Annotated in this window: 12 protein-coding genes; 2 read left to right on the plus strand and 10 right to left on the minus strand. The window is 65.8% G+C overall.

From position 1 onward, the window contains the following. Positions 1-10 precede the first annotated feature (10 nt). Positions 11-604, plus strand: a complete 594-nt coding sequence (locus KXR83_RS18500) for a hypothetical protein (RefSeq protein ID WP_437426049.1) — start codon at positions 11-13, stop codon at positions 602-604. An 8-nt stretch (positions 605-612) separates the two neighbouring features. Here KXR83_RS18500 and KXR83_RS18505 read toward each other — a convergent pair whose 3' ends face one another. The 3 genes from KXR83_RS18505 to KXR83_RS18515 form a co-directional block, all read right to left on the minus strand. Next, the gene (locus tag KXR83_RS18505; protein WP_437426050.1) at positions 613-2637 is read right to left on the minus strand and encodes an acyl-CoA dehydrogenase family protein; all 2025 of its coding nucleotides are present in this window, start codon (positions 2635-2637) and stop codon (positions 613-615) included. A 79-nt stretch (positions 2638-2716) separates the two neighbouring features. Continuing rightward, on the minus strand, positions 2717-3688 hold the full coding sequence (locus KXR83_RS18510) for an isopenicillin N synthase family dioxygenase (RefSeq protein WP_437426051.1): 972 nt from the start codon (positions 3686-3688) through the stop codon (positions 2717-2719). Further along, complete coding sequence (locus tag KXR83_RS18515) at positions 3685-4161, minus strand: nucleoside deaminase (RefSeq protein WP_099383712.1); 477 nt, start codon at positions 4159-4161, stop codon at positions 3685-3687. The genes KXR83_RS18510 and KXR83_RS18515 overlap by 4 nt, the downstream gene beginning before the upstream one ends. Positions 4162-4265: 104 nt before the next feature. On the opposite strand from KXR83_RS18515, the gene KXR83_RS18520 reads away from it, so the two are divergent. After that, positions 4266-5801, plus strand: coding sequence for a PucR family transcriptional regulator (locus KXR83_RS18520; protein WP_437426052.1), 1536 nt, complete (start codon positions 4266-4268; stop codon positions 5799-5801). On the opposite strand, the gene KXR83_RS18525 is transcribed toward KXR83_RS18520, so the two are convergent. The 7 genes from KXR83_RS18525 to KXR83_RS18555 form a co-directional block, all read right to left on the minus strand. Next, positions 5789-7198: a purine-cytosine permease family protein gene (locus KXR83_RS18525; protein ID WP_437426053.1), complete on the minus strand. Its 1410-nt coding sequence runs from the start codon at positions 7196-7198 to the stop codon at positions 5789-5791. The genes KXR83_RS18520 and KXR83_RS18525 overlap by 13 nt on opposite strands. A gap of 114 nt (positions 7199-7312) precedes the next feature. Then, on the minus strand, positions 7313-8332 hold the full coding sequence (locus tag KXR83_RS18530) for an agmatine deiminase family protein (protein WP_437426054.1): 1020 nt from the start codon (positions 8330-8332) through the stop codon (positions 7313-7315). Beyond that, positions 8332-9318 carry a nitrilase-related carbon-nitrogen hydrolase gene (locus KXR83_RS18535; protein WP_437426055.1) on the minus strand — a complete coding sequence of 329 codons (987 nt, stop codon included), beginning with the start codon at positions 9316-9318 and terminating at the stop codon, positions 8332-8334. Before KXR83_RS18535 ends, KXR83_RS18530 begins: the two co-directional genes overlap by 1 nt. A 59-nt stretch (positions 9319-9377) precedes the next feature. After that, a complete protein-coding gene (locus KXR83_RS18540; RefSeq protein WP_437426056.1) occupies positions 9378-10895 on the minus strand; it encodes an NAD-dependent succinate-semialdehyde dehydrogenase in 1518 nt (505 codons plus the stop codon). Then, complete coding sequence (locus KXR83_RS18545; protein WP_437426057.1) at positions 10888-12882, minus strand: primary-amine oxidase; 1995 nt, start codon at positions 12880-12882, stop codon at positions 10888-10890. Before KXR83_RS18545 ends, KXR83_RS18540 begins: the two co-directional genes overlap by 8 nt. Then, a complete protein-coding gene (gene gabT / locus KXR83_RS18550) occupies positions 12872-14248 on the minus strand; it encodes a 4-aminobutyrate--2-oxoglutarate transaminase (RefSeq protein WP_437426058.1) in 1377 nt (458 codons plus the stop codon). The genes KXR83_RS18545 and gabT overlap by 11 nt, the downstream gene beginning before the upstream one ends. Then, positions 14245-15642 (minus strand): aminobutyraldehyde dehydrogenase, encoded by a 1398-nt coding sequence (locus tag KXR83_RS18555; protein ID WP_437426059.1) that lies wholly within the window; start codon positions 15640-15642, stop codon positions 14245-14247. Before KXR83_RS18555 ends, gabT begins: the two co-directional genes overlap by 4 nt. Positions 15643-15709 lie beyond the last annotated feature (67 nt).

Below are 15709 nucleotides of genomic sequence, written 5' to 3' on the forward strand. Positions count from 1 at the left end.
GACTGCGCCCATGAGTGAGGGACCCGACCACGAGCCCGAGACGCCGGAGGCCGAAGGCGAGGTCTTGTTCTACGAACCCGGCGGCAGCTGGTGGGTGGTCACCATCGGCCCGCTCCTGTGTCTCGCCCTGCTCATCGTCGAGATCTTCGGCGAAGGCAAGGTGCACTGGCTCGCGCTCCTGATCTTCGCCGCCGTGATCGGCGGATTCTCGCTCATCCAGGTGTACGCGGCTCGGTCACACGTCACGGTCCGGCTCACCGAGACCACCCTGCGTCAGGGTGCGCAGACCATCACCCTCGATGAGATCGACGAGATCTTTCCGCAGAACAACAGCCCCGAACATCAGAAGTGGGAGAGCGCTCCTGCCCTGGGTGAACTGACTGCCGTGCCGCGGCGACGCAAGGGTGTGGGCATCCAATTGCGTAGCGGCAGGCTGGCGCAGGCGTGGGCCCGTGACGTCGACCATTTCCGGTCGGAACTGACCCAGGCGCACCAGGCCATCGTCCTCGGGCTCGGTCCGAAGAAGTCCACTTCGCTCGACAAACCGAAGCCGAAACCGAAGAAGTCCCCGCCACCGGTTCGTGGTGACGAGGACTCTTCGTAGCTACGGTTCTAGCTCAGCTGGTCTTCGACCATCGCTGTCTTGAGCAGTTCCTCTGGCACCGCGAACCCGTCGACGAGGGTGCGCGCATGCGGACGCAGTGCCGCACACAGGTCGTTGACGCCGCGGCGGATCGCCTTGGCGCGTTCCACCGAGATGTGCCGGTGCATCAGGAACCATTCGAGGTCTGCCTCGAGAGCCGAGTAGACGTACAGGTCGCAGACCTTGCCGAGCAGTTCGGTTCCGGCCTTGCTGTCGCACTTGTCGATGGCCTCGATGAACGACTCGAGCACCACCCGTTCGATGTGCGCCGTACCGACTTTCAACAGATGGTCCTGAGCCCCGTTGAACACCTCGAACGGGTCGGCGTCGTCGTCGGTCGCCCGACGCAACCGGTTGGCGCAGGTCCGCAGGAGATGGTCTTCGCGGTTGCGGAACAACCGGATCTGGGTGCCGCGGTTGGTGAGCTCGGACTCTTCGGGATCTTCGCCCGAGGTGTCCATCAGGGTCTGGACCACTTGGCGCGCAGCGGACTTCTCCAGGAACACGTCGCGGGCCATGCCTGCGATGAACCGTGCCCAGCCGACGGTGTTGAGTCCGCGGACATCTTGCGCGTACGCCGACAGCAGTTCTTTGGCGACGAGCTGCGTGAGGACTGTGTTGTCACCTTCGAAGGTGGTGAACACGTCGATGTCGCCGCGCATGATCGACAGCTGGTTCTCGTCGAGGTAGCCCGCGCCACCGGCGGCTTCGCGGCAGACGTTGATGGTGTGTGAGGCATGCCACGTGGTCATCGCCTTCAGGCCGGCGGCGGCGCCTTCGAGTTGACGCTGACGGTCCTCGTCGAGGTCTTCGGCGGACTGCAGTTCGTGCAGTTCCTCGATGATCTCGTTCTGTGCAAACGCCAGTGCGTACGACTTCGCGATGAGGGGCAACAGCTTTCGCTGATGTGCGAGGTAGTCCATGATGACGATCTCGTCGTCGGAGTCCGGCTGTTCGAACTGCCTACGCACCAAGGCATACCGGGTCGCGATGGTCAGCGCTTTGCGGCCGGCGGCCCCGGCCGTGGCCGCGACACTCACCCGGCCCCGGATGAGGGTGCCGAGCATCGTGAAGAACCGGCGGTTCTCGTTCTCGATGGGCGAACTGTAGGTGCCGTCCTCGGCGACGTCGGCGTAGCGGTTGAGCAAGTTCTCGCGGGGGATGCGCACGCGGTCGAAGACGATGCGGCCGTTGTCGACTCCCGCCAGGCCGCCCTTGTATCCGCAGTCGCTGGTGGTGATCCCGGGGAGATCGTTGCCGTCGTCGTCGCGGAGCGGGACCACAAAACAATGCACGCCTCGGCCGGTCGGTTCCTCGTCGGGACCACCGGTCACCAGCTGGGCGAACACCGCCGCGACCTTGGCATGCTCTGCCGCGCCGCCGATGTAGTCCTTACGTGCCAGTTGGGTGTCGGAGTTGACGACGAACTCGCCGGTGGCGGTGTCGTAGGTGGCCGTGGTCTGGATGGCCTGCACATTGGAGCCGTGTCCGGTCTCGGTCATGGCGAAGCAGCCGAGCACATCGAGGTTGATCAGGCCGGGTACGTACTTCTGGTGGTGGACGTCGGTGCCGAGGTTCTCCACGGCGCCGCCGAACAGTCCCCACTGGACTCCCGCTTTCACCATCAGCGACAGATCGGCGTAGCCGAGCAGTTCGATCGCGCTGATCGAGGCACCGATGTCGCCGGTGCCTCCGTGCTTCTCCAGGAATCCGGCGCGGGGGAAGCCGTGACCGGCCAGTTCACGCATGATGTCGAGGATGCGAGCGCGGGCCTGGTCCAACGGGAGCGACGGGTCGGGTAGCAACTCGGAACGGTTCAGCTGCTCTCGCACCGCTTCACGGGTGGTCCGCCAGCGTCCGTCGAGTGCGATACGCAGGTTGTCGACCAGAAGCTCGTTGTCTTCTTCGGGGGTCTGCTTCTCGGGTAGATCTGCGGTTCGGACCTCGGGATCGATGTCCGTTGCCGTGAAGGTGTCCGCTTCGTTCGCCGTCATGGATCCGAGGTTACCCACGAGTAAGGACTTTGAACCGGCAGTTCCGCAAACCCCCGGGGGGCACCCGTCGGGCCGGGCCTCAGGACGCTGTGACGGTGATCGCTTCGAGCCGCTCCATGATGAACTCACCTGCGACAACCGGCTGTTGGCCGTTTGCCGCACCGACGGGTGGACCCAGTGGGGTGACCACCGCATCGTGATCGAGTTCATAAAAGAAGATGAGCGACATCAGGTCTTCGTCGGGAGCGTCGGCCTGCGGAGGCAACACGCGGTGGCGGCCTGCCGGCCAGCGTCCGCCCGTCCAGTATTCGAGGAGGTCTCCGATGTTGATCGTGAGGGCTTCGGGGTCGTAGGGGGCATCCGCCCAGCCGCCTTCCTCGGTGTAGACCTGAAGACCGCCGGACCCCGGTTCGCGGTCGAGAACGGTGACGGTGCCGAAGTCGGTGTGCGCCCCGATCCGGAACTGCCCTTCCTCGGGACGACCCACCTCGGTCAGTGCGGGGTAGTGGTTGATGTTGGACGTCCACGTGGCTCGTTCGGCCCGGCCGAGAAAGTCATGTCCGGCGTCGAGCCCGAGTGACGCACTCATCAGCGCGAGCAGGTCGTCGGACAGCAGCTTCATCTGACGGCAGTACTCGGTGAACAACTCGTCGAGCTCGGGCACCTCCGCCGGCCAGACGTTCGGCGGGAACCATGCGGCATCCACCACGGGGTCACCGGTCGGGGTCTGCGCGCCGCAGTTGTAGGTCTCCTTGAGATCGGGCGGCGTCTCGCTCCCGTCGGCAGAACCGTTGGCCTCCATGCCCGGTCCGATCCATCCGCGACCACCGACGGCCACCGCGTACCGGCTCTTGACGTCGGCCGGAAGGGCGAAGAACCGGCGCGCGGCCGCTCGGAGGTCTGCGGGAAGTGCCGGATCGATGCCGTGGCCGGTGACCAGCAGGAAACCTGCTGTCTGCAGGCTCTCGTCGACGGCCCGGCACAGTGCCTCGGCTGCGTCGCCGCCCCGGCGCCACTGTGAGATGTCGACGGTGAGAATCGGGCTGCTCATCGGTCGGTCTCCTCGGCAACGCCGATGTCTTCGTTCCACAGCCCCGGGTTGCCGTCGATGAAGTCGGCCATCATGGCCACGCACCGAGGGTCGTCAACCACGGTGACCGACACACCCAGGTCGGCAAGCCAGTCCTCGCCGCCCTGGAAGTTCCGGGTCTCACCGATGACCACCGAGCCGATGTCGAACTGACGGATGAGGCCGCTGCAGTACCAGCACGGTGCCAGCGTGGTCACCATGATGGTCGACCGGTAGTCCCGTTGCCGTCCAGCATTGCGGAAGGCGGCGGTCTCGCCGTGCACCGACGGGTCATCGTTCTGCACGCGCATGTTGTGTCCACGTCCGAGCAGTGTTCCGTCGGCGGCGAACAGTGCCGCCCCGATCGGGATCCCACCCTCGATCAGACTCTGCTGGGCTTCGGCGTATGCGGTCTCGAGCAGCGTTGCGGGCGAGACGTCGATGGAGGTGCTCATGGGAACCAACGCTGCCCGTCGTGCGCGGTCGGGGCAACTGACATAGTGTCGCGGCACCGGGGGCTACGGACGTGCAATTCGTCGGTGACGAGAGGCAAGCGACTATGGTTCTGGCACTACACGAGGTCCTCGACCGACACCTGGCGGCAACCGATCCGCAGGTGCTCAGTGGGCACGGGCGGCTCGGCAACGAGGTCCGCTGGGTGCATTCGAGCGAGATCTTCGAGATCGGTCCGCTGCTGTCAGGTGGTGAACTCCTGCTCACCACGGGGCTCGGACTGGCGGGCACCGACGCCGGTACGCGCCGCCACTACATTCGCGAGCTGGCCACGCGCGACGTCGCCGGTGTGGCAGTGGAATTGGGCAGAACCTTCGACGAGGTTCCCGACGAGATGATCCGTGAGGCCTCGTCGGTGCAACTCCCGCTGATCGCGCTGCACACCGTGGTCCCGTTCATCGACCTGTGCCGCGCCGCCAACACCGACATCGTCTCGCGGGAAGTCGGGGTGCTCCGCCGACGAGGTGAACTCGACGCGGCGCTACACGCGCTGATGGTGGCCGGAGCCGGTGCCCCTGCGATCGTCAAGGCCATTGCGGCCGCCATCGGTTGCCCATTGGTGGTGTTGGGGAAGAACAACGCGCTGATGGCCGCCGAGGGTGTGGACGACGACCATTCGGCGTGGCAGGTGGTGGACGCGCAGTCCGCGTCGGTGCCGGTGCAGTCACGCGGCCAGGTCATCGCGACCTTGGTCGCCGGTCCGTCGTCGCTCGATGCGGACACCATGATGTCACTGCTGGACCTCGGTGCTGGACCGCTGGGTGTGGCGCTGTCGATGTCGCGCGAGCTCGGAGGGCTGCGACATCGGGCCGCGGCCACTCTGCTGTCCGACCTGCTCGATCGGCGGGTCGATCGCCGCGCCGACCTCATGATGCGTTCTCGGGCCGCAAGTTTCGATCCGGCGGGCGCTGTCTGCATCGTTCCGGTGGCGATCTCTGCCCCGGCGCCCCGGATGGCCGCGCAGCTGACGGCAGCCGTCACGAAGAAGCTGGCGGTGCAGTCGCTGCACGCTGACGTACATGCGACCTCCTACGCGCTGTTCGCCATGACCGATCAAGGCCGCGACCAGATCACCCAGGTGTGTGCAGCGTTCGCCGGAATCGTCGGGGAGGCAACGGTTGTGGTCGGAAATGCTGCGCGTGTTGATGCCCGTGATCTGTCCGACGCCTTGCTGACCGCACGGCGAGCACTGGCAATCGCGTCCGGGTCCCGGCGTGCGATGGCTCGCCACACCGATGCGGTCTCCTCGGTTCGCGCGCTCGCGGCGGAACTCGCGGTGGAGACTCTTGATGCCGCGGTCCGCGACGACCTGGTGACCTCCGTCGGACCGCTGGTCGAATGGGATAGGACCCACGGGTCAGAACTCACCCACACCCTCGAGGTGCATCTTCGACATGGTTGCAGCGCAACACGATCCGCTGTTGCCCTGCATCTTGGCAGACAGAGTCTGTATCAGCGTCTCGAACGGATCCGGGAGCTGCTGGGATTCGACTTCGCGGCGCCCGAGACGTACCCGTCTGTGTTGCTGGCCCTCTGCGCTCACCGCAGTGCGGTGCGATCGGCCTCAGGTCAGACGGACTGATAGTCGCGACGAATCTTGCTGCGCGACAGCACGAAGTATCCGGCGAATGCGATGACAAATCCGGCGAAGAACGTGATGTCTCCCAATTCGGGAACGGCCTCGGCGACAAAACCGACATATCGTTCCTGGTTGCTGAAGAGCAACACCGAGGCGACGAGGGCGATCAAGAAGGCCGACAGTCCGCCCCAGTTCGTGTACTTCGGGTCGTACAGCATCGCAGCCACGGGGCGGTTCCGGCGAAGGATCTGGTCTGCGAACACGATGCCGAGCCACGGGCCGATCCAGTAGGCGACGATCAACAGGAAGGTCTCATAGGACTCGGCCGCGTCGGCCAGTGCCCACCAGGCAACCAGGAATCCCACAACGCCGAACACCACGGTGACCAGCGCCCGCTGGAGGCCGAGCGACATCTTGAATCCCATGGTGACAAAAGCCATTCCGCCGGAATAGAGGTTGATCGCATTGGCCGCGACCGCCCCGACCGCGATGGCCAGCAACGTCAGATCCGCCACGACCGACGGCAGGTGCCCGGTGAATGCGTCGGTGGGGCTCTCCGCATCCGAGCCGATCGTCACCGACGCGGCGCCGACGGCCATCAGGGCCGTGGTGGACACGAACAGCCCTGACGAGGCGAAGAATCCGGTCTTGAACCGGGACACGGTCGCGGGAAGGTAGCGGGTGAAGTCGGCCGCGTAGGGGGTCCAGCCGGCGGTGTATCCGAACGCCGTACCCACGGTCAGCAGGAATCCGCCGAGGCCGGCGCCACCGTCGCTGGCGGGTGCGCCGAGATCGGCCTTGCTGAAGATGATGACGCCGGCGATCACGAACACGATGGCGAGAAGAGGTGCGGCAATCCGTTCGAACCCTTGGACGAGGTTGTGTCCGAAGAACGCAAAAGCTGTCTGCGCCAATACGACGATCAGGAGCGCCAGCACGGACGGGAGACCGAACAGCGTGTTGAGGGCCAGCGCGCCGCTGACACTGTTGGTCGCGAACCAGCCGATGCCGCACATGACGGTCATGAACGCGGCGGGCACGATGTTGCCGCGGTAGCCGAAGCCGAGGCGGCCCAGAACCATCTGCGGCACTCCGTGGAGCGGGCCTCGAGCGGAGAGAGCGTAGTGGGCGAGGGCGCCGAGGAGGTTGCCCAACGCCACTGCGGCGAGGGCCTGCCAGAAGCTGAGACCGAAGTACAGCACCGACAGGACCCCGACGAAGATCGTCGCGAACTCGAGATTGGGCGCGGTCCACGTCCAGAACATGCTGCGCGGTTTGCCGTGCCGGGCCTCGAGCGGGATGAACTCGTTGCCGCCTGGTTCGACCGCAAGCACTTTGCTGCCATAGGAGCTGGGCGCCGCGTCGGCGACGGGCTCTGTTCGGGGAGTGGTCGATGTCATTGCGTCACAGTCCCTCACCCGCGGGTACCGCGGCAACCTACAGAACGTCCGCTGGCGTGGTGTCCAGGGCGGGCGAACTGTCGGCCCGCCGGGCGGGGCACATCGACCGTTGGTTCATGCCCGACGGTCGGTTGGCTGGTGCTGCGTGATGCAGTGGATGCCCCCGCCGCGCTCGAACAATGGCCGCGCGTCCACCGTCCGGATCTCACGCCCCGGATACACCTCGGACAGGATTGCCGCAGCCCGTGCGTCGTTCGGGTCGTCAAAGCTGCAGGCGATCACGGCGTTGTTGATGACGAGGTGGTTGATGTAGCTGTAGTCCACCGGTCCCTCGTCGTCGGTCAGGACCGTGGGGGCGGGGACGTCGATGATCTGCCACGCGGGTTCCGCCGCGGCGATCACCTCTCTGATCCGAGCACTCACCGCGTGATCGGGGTGGTCGGGGTTTTGCTGGTCGTGCACCAGCACCACACCCGGCGACGGGATGGCCGCGACGATGTCGACGTGTCCACGGGTGCCGAACTTCTGGTTGTCGCGAGTGAGGCCGTACGGCAACCAGATCGCCTTCTCGGCGCCGATCGTCCGCTGCAGCTCGTCCTCGACGTCTTCACGAGACCACGTGTCGTTGCGGCCCTCGCCCAACTGCACCGATTCGGTCAGCAGCACCGTGCCGTCACCGTCGACCGCGATTCCGCCGCCCTCGTTGACCATCGGCGAGTCGATGCGCTGCGCCCCCGACAGCTCAGCGATCAGCGCGCCGATGTGTTGGTCTTTGTCCCATCGCGCCCACGAGGCAGCGCCCCATCCGTTGAACACCCAGTCGACGGCTCCGAGGGTGCCGTCCTCGCCGAGCACGAATGTGGGCCCGATGTCGCGCGCCCAGGCGTCGTTGAGCGGCGCTGCGACGATCTCGACGTCGCGGGAGAGGTATTTCCGGGCCGCGGGCAACTCATCCGGGTCGACGAGCATCGTGACCGGTTCGAACTCACAGATGCTGTGTGCCACCGCGGCCCATGTCCGGCGGGCTTCGTCGCGTGCGGCGTCAGTATCGCCGAGCGAATAGCCTGGTGCCGGGAATGCCATCCACACCATTTCCTGCGGCGCTGTTTCGGCGGGCATGCGCCACTGCGACATCAGACGTCTCCGGCGCCGTAGTGGCCGTGTGCGGCAACCGGATCGACAAGGCGACCATAGGTGTCGGGTCGTCGGGTCTTCAGGAACGGGAACAGTGTGAGCCAGTCACGACGCTGGGCGAGGTCGAGTTCGGCGACCAGCACGGCAGGTTCGTCGCGCGGCGCCTGGACAAGGATGCGGCCGTAGGGGTCGGAGATGAAAGACGAACCGTAGAAGGTGATCTCGCCTTCGTTCCCGGTGCGGTTGGGTACCACCATGAAGGTGCCGTTGGCGATCCCGTTTCCGACGATCACCTGTTGCCACAGCGGCTGGGTGTCGAAGTCGGGGAAGTCGGGCTCGGAGCCGATGGCGGTGGGGTAGACGATGATCTCGGCCCCGGCCAGCGAATATGCGCGTGCGGCTTCGGGGAACCATTCGTCCCAGCAGGTCGGCATCCCCAGGGTGGCGTCGAGTCCGGCCGGCGAGTGCACGGGATACGGGTCGGGTTCGGCGGGTCCTGCCCGGAAGTAGGTGTCCTCGTAATAGCCGGCCGTGATGGGGATGTGGATCTTGCGTGTCTTGGCCACCAGCTCGCCGTTCGGTGAGACCAGGATGGCGGTGTTGAAGCCGAGGCCGTCGTCGTAGGTGCTGCCGTTCTCCGCCGAGTTCTTCTCGTACAGCGACGCGTGCACGAAGATGTTGTGCTGCTTTGCCATTGCCGAGGCGAAGGCAAACGTGGGCCCGGTGTCGAGGTCCTCGGCGGATTCGCCCGGGTTCGCGCCACCTCGAACGAACGCGGGATACCGCAGCAGGGTGATCTCGGGCAGGCACACCAGGCCCGCCCCGGCCCCGGCGGCCATCTCGACGCCCTCGGCGAGATCGGCCAGCAGGGCATCGGTGTCGGGCTGCCAGCGATGCTGCACGAGACCCACCCGAATCGGGGCGCGCCCTGACTCGGTGTCCCGGCACAGTGACGGCGGCGCCGTCAGGGCAGTGATGAGCTGCATGATGTCCTTTCCCGGACGGCGTCGCCGATCCGGTGTGTGGCCAAAGCGTGTTTGCCGGGCTACGTCAGTGCGATGTATTTGGTGGTCAGGTATTCGTAGATGCCCTCTGATCCACCTTCGCGCCCGATCCCGGATTGCTTCACGCCGCCGAACGGTGCAGCGACATCGGAGATCACGCCTCGGTTGACCCCGACCATCCCCGACTCGATCTTGTCGGCCACCCTCAGTGCCCGGTCGAGGTCTTGGGTGTAAAGGTAAGCCGCCAAACCGTATTCGGTGGAGTTCGCGGCCTCGATGGCTTCGTCCTCGGTGGTGAACGTACTGATGACGGCGACGGGGCCAAAGATCTCGTTTCGCACGATGTCCGCGTCTGCCGGCACCTGGTCGAGAACCGTTGCGGGGTAGTAGCACCCCGCGTCGTCGGTCGACGTATCGCCGTTGACGGAGCTCGGCAAGTTCTCCGGGTCGGCGCCCAGCCGCACCCTGGCCCCATCGGCGACCGCGGCGGCGACAGCCTTCGCGATGGACGTCTGCTGCTTGGTGTTGACCATCGGGCCCAGTGTGGTCTTCGGGTGGTAGCCGGGCCCCAGAACCATGGCCTCCATCTTTGCCGTCAGCGCCGCGGTGAAATGTTCGGCGATACCTTCCTGGACGAGGAAACGATTGGCTGCCGTGCAGGCTTCGCCGCCGTTGCGGGTCTTCGCTGCGAACGCACCTTCCACCGCCTTGTCCAGATCGGCGTCGTCGAACACGAGGAAGGGTGCGTTGCCACCGAGCTCCATGGACGTCCGCTGAACGTTCTCGGCTGCCTGTCCGAGCAGGCTCCGGCCCACCGGGGTCGACCCGGTGAAGCTGATCTTGCGTACGCGGGGATCGGCGATCAACGGCTCGGTGACGTCGGCTGCCTTGCTGGTCGGGAGAATCGAGAGCACGCCGCCGGGCAGTCCTGCCTCGCCGAGCAGCTTGGCGAGGTAGAGCACGGTCAGCGGGGTCTCCTGGGCGGGCTTGACGATCATCGTGCAGCCCGCGGCCAACGCCGGACCGATCTTCCTGGTGCCCATGGCGAGTGGGAAGTTCCACGGCGTGATCGCCAGTGCCACCCCGACGGGGGCGTGGGTCACCATGATCCGTCCGGTGCCCCCTGGCGACGGGGTGAACCGACCCGAAACCCGAACGGCCTCTTCGGCGAACCACCGCAGGAACTCGCCGCCGTAGGTGATCTCGGACTTCGAATCGGGCAGTGCTTTGCCCATCTCGAGGGTCATGATCGTGGCCATGTCGTCGGCGTGGTCCTGGACCAGATCGTAGGTGGCGCGCAGGATCTCCGATCGTTTGCGCGGCGCGGTGGCAGCCCACTCGTCCGCCACTGCGAGCGCGCTCTCGAGTGCGGTGTTCGCGTCGTCGGGCGTGGCGTCGGCCACGTGGACCAGGGACGTGCCGGTGGCCGGGTCGTCCACCGAGAACGTGGAACCGTCGGATGCGTCCACCGAGGCCCCTCCGATCCACAGACCCGTGGGGACCTGGTCGAGGAGCTCGCGGAAGTCGGCGATTGGATCAGTGGCCGGGGAATCAGTCATGACAGTGTCCTCCAGATGATTCGGGCGATGTGGATGATGTGGGGTGACAATGCGCGCTCGGGCTCGGTGCGACATCGAGGGATGGGTTGCGGTCGAAGAAGCCGAATGGCTTGAGCCAGAACGAGACCGTGTCGGCCGGCATGATCGGCCAGTCCTCGGGCCGGGTGATGTGGTGGATGCCGAAGGTGTACCAGAGCACCACGTCGGTGTTGTCGATGCTGCGGTTGGCCTTCGTCCATTCGCCCAGCCCCTTGTCGGTGGCCGACTGATTCACGAATTCACCTGCCGGCCAACGTTCGTCGGGACTGTTCGGGGTGACCCACACGGTGTGGCCGATGACCTCGGCGCGCGCGAACACCGGTGAGGCCGGATCGAACATGGCAGGGATGGCGTCGCCGGGGACCAGTTTGTAGGCAGGATGGGTGCCCAGTCCGATGGTGGTGTTGGTGTTCACCACCTTCCACGCTCGCTGGGTGGACCAGTTCATGTCCTGCTTGCCCTCTTCTTCGGTCCGCAGGGGGGTGTTGCGCTGTACCAGGGACAGGCCGTACGGATTGGCCGGTCCCATCGGCTCGATCTCGGTTTCGCTGGCGTAGACGGTGTTCTGGGTCCCGTCCACGTCGAGGTCGAGGCGGGCGACCAGGAAATGCTGATGGAACGGTGCGTAGGTGCGTTCGTCCACCAGGGTGCCGTGCGGGTGCGTGGCCCCGGGTGCGATCGGCGTGGTCACCATGATGCCGGTGGCGCGCACCTCGCACTCGATGTTGCCGTCCTGGTAGAAGCGCCAGTAGACGAGGTACTCGTAGTTGGCCACGGTCACGTGGAACGACACCGTGAGCCGGCGCATCCGGCGAACCTCGGCGCCGGCGTCGTGATCGACATGCTTCCAGAGAACCGCATTGTCCTCTTCGTGGATGCAGATCGCATTGGTGATCGTGTACGGCTCACCTTTGCTGTTGTGCAGCACGGCATCCAGGTAACGGATCTCGCCGAGGCAGTCGCAGCCGAGCTCCAGGGAGGTCGTCATGAAGCCGAGTCCCCACTCGCCGATGTCGAATGCTGTTCGGCGGTAATGATCTTCGCAGTGATCTCGGTACGGCACCATCATCTCGGCAAACGACAACCGGTGGGCCACCGAGCGCTCGCGACCACCGTCGTTGTAGGTGACGGCGTGCAGGGTCATGCCCTCGCGGTGGTTGAATCCCACGCGCAACGACCAGTTCTGCCAGGACAGCTTGTTGCCCTCGAGGGTGAACGAGGGGCCGTCCGGCTGGGTGATCTCCAGAGGCTTGAGTGGTTGGCGGCGCGATTCGGCCCGGATGCGCTCGGGGATCCGGCCGGGCACGTACTCGCCCATCACAGTCGGTGGTTCCACGCCGCCGTTGTCCTCGATCTCGAGGAGCTCCATCGTGTTGAGGTCGATGACGCAGTGCAGTCCGCTGACCGGGTGGGCGTAGGGGTTGGCCCCCGGTTCGGACCTGAGCCAGGTGTCCGACCATCCGAGTCGTCTGTCCCGGTACTTGTCCGGGGCGACGGCGTCGCCGTAGGTCCAGGTGTCCATGAACACCAGGTCGAGGTCGGTGATCCCGCGCTTCTTCAGGGCAGCGATGACATCTGGGTGGCCCCGCAGCACCTGGTCACATTCTTCGAACTCGTCGACGGTGAAGTTCGCCTGTACACCGGGGATGTGGGTGAAGGATTCGACGGCATCCTCGGTCAAAGAGACAACCGCCTTGTAGGTGGCGTTGCGCGTCGTGTCCGAGCAGGTGACGACTCCCTTGCGAGGAGGCCGCGGGCCTCCCGTCGCGTGGTCCGCCAGAGCTTGTTTGCTGGGCTCGAGCAGCTCGATCGAATGGAACCGCCAGCCTTCACCGACGCCATGGTCTCGTGCGAGTAGTGCTGCCGTCGAACGGAATTCGTCGGCGCTGAAGGGGTCGAGGGGATGGCTGGTGGCCTCGGGCGGGCCGGCTGCCGGATCAGTGGACACGCGCTGCTCCCGTGGACCCGGTCAGGTCGCGCAGGCAGTTCTCGAGTACGTCGAGCCCGTCGCCGAGCAGTTCGTCACCGATGACCAGCGGGGGCAGGAGCCGGATGACGTTGCCGTACGTACCGCAGGACAGCAACACCACACCTTGTGCGAGACAGGCCGCCACCAGCGCCTTGGCCAGCTCCGAATTGGGCTTGTTTGTACCCGGTTGCACGAGTTCGATGGCGAGCATCGCTCCTCGTCCCCGGACGTCGCCGATCTCGTCGGTGACCGAGGCCATCGCCCGCAGTCGTCCGAGGGCGATCTCCTCGATCTCCCTTGCCCGCCTGGGTAGATCGAGTTCGGCCATCACGTCGAGGGTGGCAAGTGCGGCTGCGCAGGCCACCGGGTTGCCGCCGTACGTGCCTCCGAGACCACCGGCATGCACTGCGTCGAGCAGATCGGCGCGCCCGGTGACCGCGGACAGCGGCATACCGCCGGCGATGCCCTTGGCCATCGTCACCAGATCGGGCACCACATTCTCGTGTTCGCTGGCGAACCATGCACCGGTGCGGGCGAATCCGCTCTGCACCTCATCGGCGATGAACACGATGCCGTTCGAGGAGGCCCAGTCGGCCAGTGCGGGAAGGAATCCGGGGGCGGGCACGATGAAGCCGCCTTCGCCCATCACGGGTTCGATGATGATCGCGGCCAGCTGATCTGCCCCGATCTGCTTGTCCATCATCGAGATCGCGCGGGCCGCCGCTTCCGGACCGTCGAGTCCGTCATGGAAGGGGTAGGACCCGGGTACTCGGTAGACCTCCGGCGCAAAGGGTCCGAAACCGTACTTGTAGGGCATGGTCTTGGCGGTCAGCGCCATCGTCAGGTTGGTTCGGCCGTGGTAGGCGTGGTCGAACGCCACGACCGCATCGCGTCCGGTGGCCAACCGAGCCACCTTGATGGCGTTCTCCACCGCCTCGGCGCCGGAGTTGAACAGCACGGTGCGCTTCTGATGGTCACCTGGTGTCAGGTGATTCAGTCGTTCGGCCACCGCGACGTATCCCTCGTAGGGCGTCACCATGAAGCAGGTGTGGGTGAAATGCCGGGCCTGCTCGGCAACCGCTTCGGCGACCGCCGCGTTGCTGGCGCCCACGCTCGTCACGGCGATCCCCGACCCGAAGTCGATGAACGAGTTGCCGTCGATGTCGATGATCACGCCACCGTCCGCGTCGGCGGCGTACACCGGCACGGTCGAGCCCACGCCGCCTGCGACGGCCATCGCGCGTCGACCCTGCAGCTCATGGGATTTCGGTCCGGGGATGGGCGTGACGAGTTTGCGGTGTTGGGGGAGGCGGTAGGAGACCGCGGCTGATGTCGTCACGGTCATTCCACCGAACTCATCACGTGCTTGATGCGGGTGTAGTCCTCGACCCCGTAGGACGACAGGTCCTTGCCGTAGCCGGAGTTCTTGAACCCGCCGTGTGGCATCTCGGCAACCAGCGGGATGTGGCAGTTGACCCACACACAGCCGAAGTCCATACCTGCGGTCATCCGGTTGGCGGTGCCGTGGTCGGTGGTCCACACGCTCGAGGCCAGGCCGTAGCTCACGTCGTTGGACAACGCCATGGCCTCGGCTTCGTCCTCGAAGGTCTGCACGGTCACCACGGGGCCGAACGTCTCTTCCTGCACCAGCGCATCGGTCTGGCGGACTCCGGTGATCACGGTGGGCTCGATGAAGAACCCCTTGTCGCCGCGGCGCTTTCCGCCGGTGACCACGGTGGCGTGCGAGGGGATCGAGTCGAGGATCGACGTCACCTTGGTGAAGTGGTTGATGTTGTTCAGCGGGGGAACCGTTGTCGCGTCCGCTTTTTCGCTGAGCGCGGCCACGAACTTGTCGTGGATGGAGGAGTGCACCAGGATGCGGGTCACCGCCGTGCAGTCCTGGCCGGCGTTGAAGAACGACGCCTCCCCGATGCCGTCGACGGCTTTGTCGAGGTCTGCGTCGGCGAACACCACGGCAGGGGCCTTGCCGCCCAGTTCGAGGTGCGCGCGCTTGAGTTGCTGTGCAGCGGACACTGCCACGGCGATGCCTGCGCGGACCGACCCGGTGATCGACACCATGCCCGGCGTCTTGTGCCCGACGATGGACGCACCTGTACCGCCGTCGCCGAGCACCACGTTGAGGACTCCGTCGGGCAGGATGCCCTTGGACAGCGAGGCCAGGACAAGCGTCGATTCGGGAGTGGTGTCGGAAGGCTTGAGCACCACCGTGTTCCCGGCGGCGATCGCAGGTCCGATCTTCCACAACGCCATCATCAGGGGGTAGTTCCAGGGGGTCACCTGGCCGATGACGCCGATTGGTTCACGCCGCACGTACGAGGTGAACCCCTCCATGTACTCACCGGCCGATTTCCCCTCGAGGAGGCGGGCCGCACCGGCGAAGAACCTGATCTGGTCAGCGCCGACGGTCACCTCTTCGTCGGCGATCTGGTCGGCCGGCTGCCCGGTGTTCCGTGCCTGGGCGGCCACGAGTGCATCGGAGTTCGCCTCGATGGCATCCGCCAGCTTCAGCAGGGCGGTCTGCCTGGTCTTCGGGGTGGTCTTACCCCAGGTCTCGAAGGCAGTGGCCGCAGCGGCCATGGCCGCGTCGATGTCGGCGGTGGTCGAGATCGGCGACCTACCGACGACCGATTCGTCGGTCGGGTTGATCAGGTCGATCGTCTCGGTGGACGACGACGCGACGAACTCGCCGTTGATGTAGTTCTTCAGGATCTCGGGCATGACGCGCGGTCACTCTCTGTCGGATTGGACTCGGGTCGATTGGACGCGGGTCGGGTGGCTCGGGAAT

Origin of the sequence: Williamsia muralis (genome assembly GCF_051487485.1) — a bacterium.
Lineage (GTDB): Bacteria > Actinomycetota > Actinomycetes > Mycobacteriales > Mycobacteriaceae > Williamsia > Williamsia muralis_B.

Bases quoted from the DNA above. Each gene is read 5' to 3' on its own strand.
- KXR83_RS18540 (WP_437426056.1), bottom strand. From the start codon at position 10,895: ATGACTGATTCCCCGGCCACTGATCCAATCGCCGACTTCCGCGAGCTC.
- KXR83_RS18500 (WP_437426049.1), top strand. From the start codon at position 11: ATGAGTGAGGGACCCGACCACGAGCCCGAGACGCCGGAGGCCGAAGGC.
- KXR83_RS18535 (WP_437426055.1), bottom strand. From the start codon at position 9,318: ATGCAGCTCATCACTGCCCTGACGGCGCCGCCGTCACTGTGCCGGGAC.
- KXR83_RS18515 (WP_099383712.1), bottom strand. From the start codon at position 4,161: ATGAGCACCTCCATCGACGTCTCGCCCGCAACGCTGCTCGAGACCGCA.
- KXR83_RS18520 (WP_437426052.1), top strand. From the start codon at position 4,266: ATGGTTCTGGCACTACACGAGGTCCTCGACCGACACCTGGCGGCAACC.
- gabT (WP_437426058.1), bottom strand. From the start codon at position 14,248: ATGACCGTGACGACATCAGCCGCGGTCTCCTACCGCCTCCCCCAACAC.
- KXR83_RS18555 (WP_437426059.1), bottom strand. From the start codon at position 15,642: ATGCCCGAGATCCTGAAGAACTACATCAACGGCGAGTTCGTCGCGTCG.
- KXR83_RS18510 (WP_437426051.1), bottom strand. From the start codon at position 3,688: ATGAGCAGCCCGATTCTCACCGTCGACATCTCACAGTGGCGCCGGGGC.
- KXR83_RS18525 (WP_437426053.1), bottom strand. From the start codon at position 7,198: ATGACATCGACCACTCCCCGAACAGAGCCCGTCGCCGACGCGGCGCCC.
- KXR83_RS18505 (WP_437426050.1), bottom strand. From the start codon at position 2,637: ATGACGGCGAACGAAGCGGACACCTTCACGGCAACGGACATCGATCCC.
- KXR83_RS18530 (WP_437426054.1), bottom strand. From the start codon at position 8,332: ATGTCGCAGTGGCGCATGCCCGCCGAAACAGCGCCGCAGGAAATGGTG.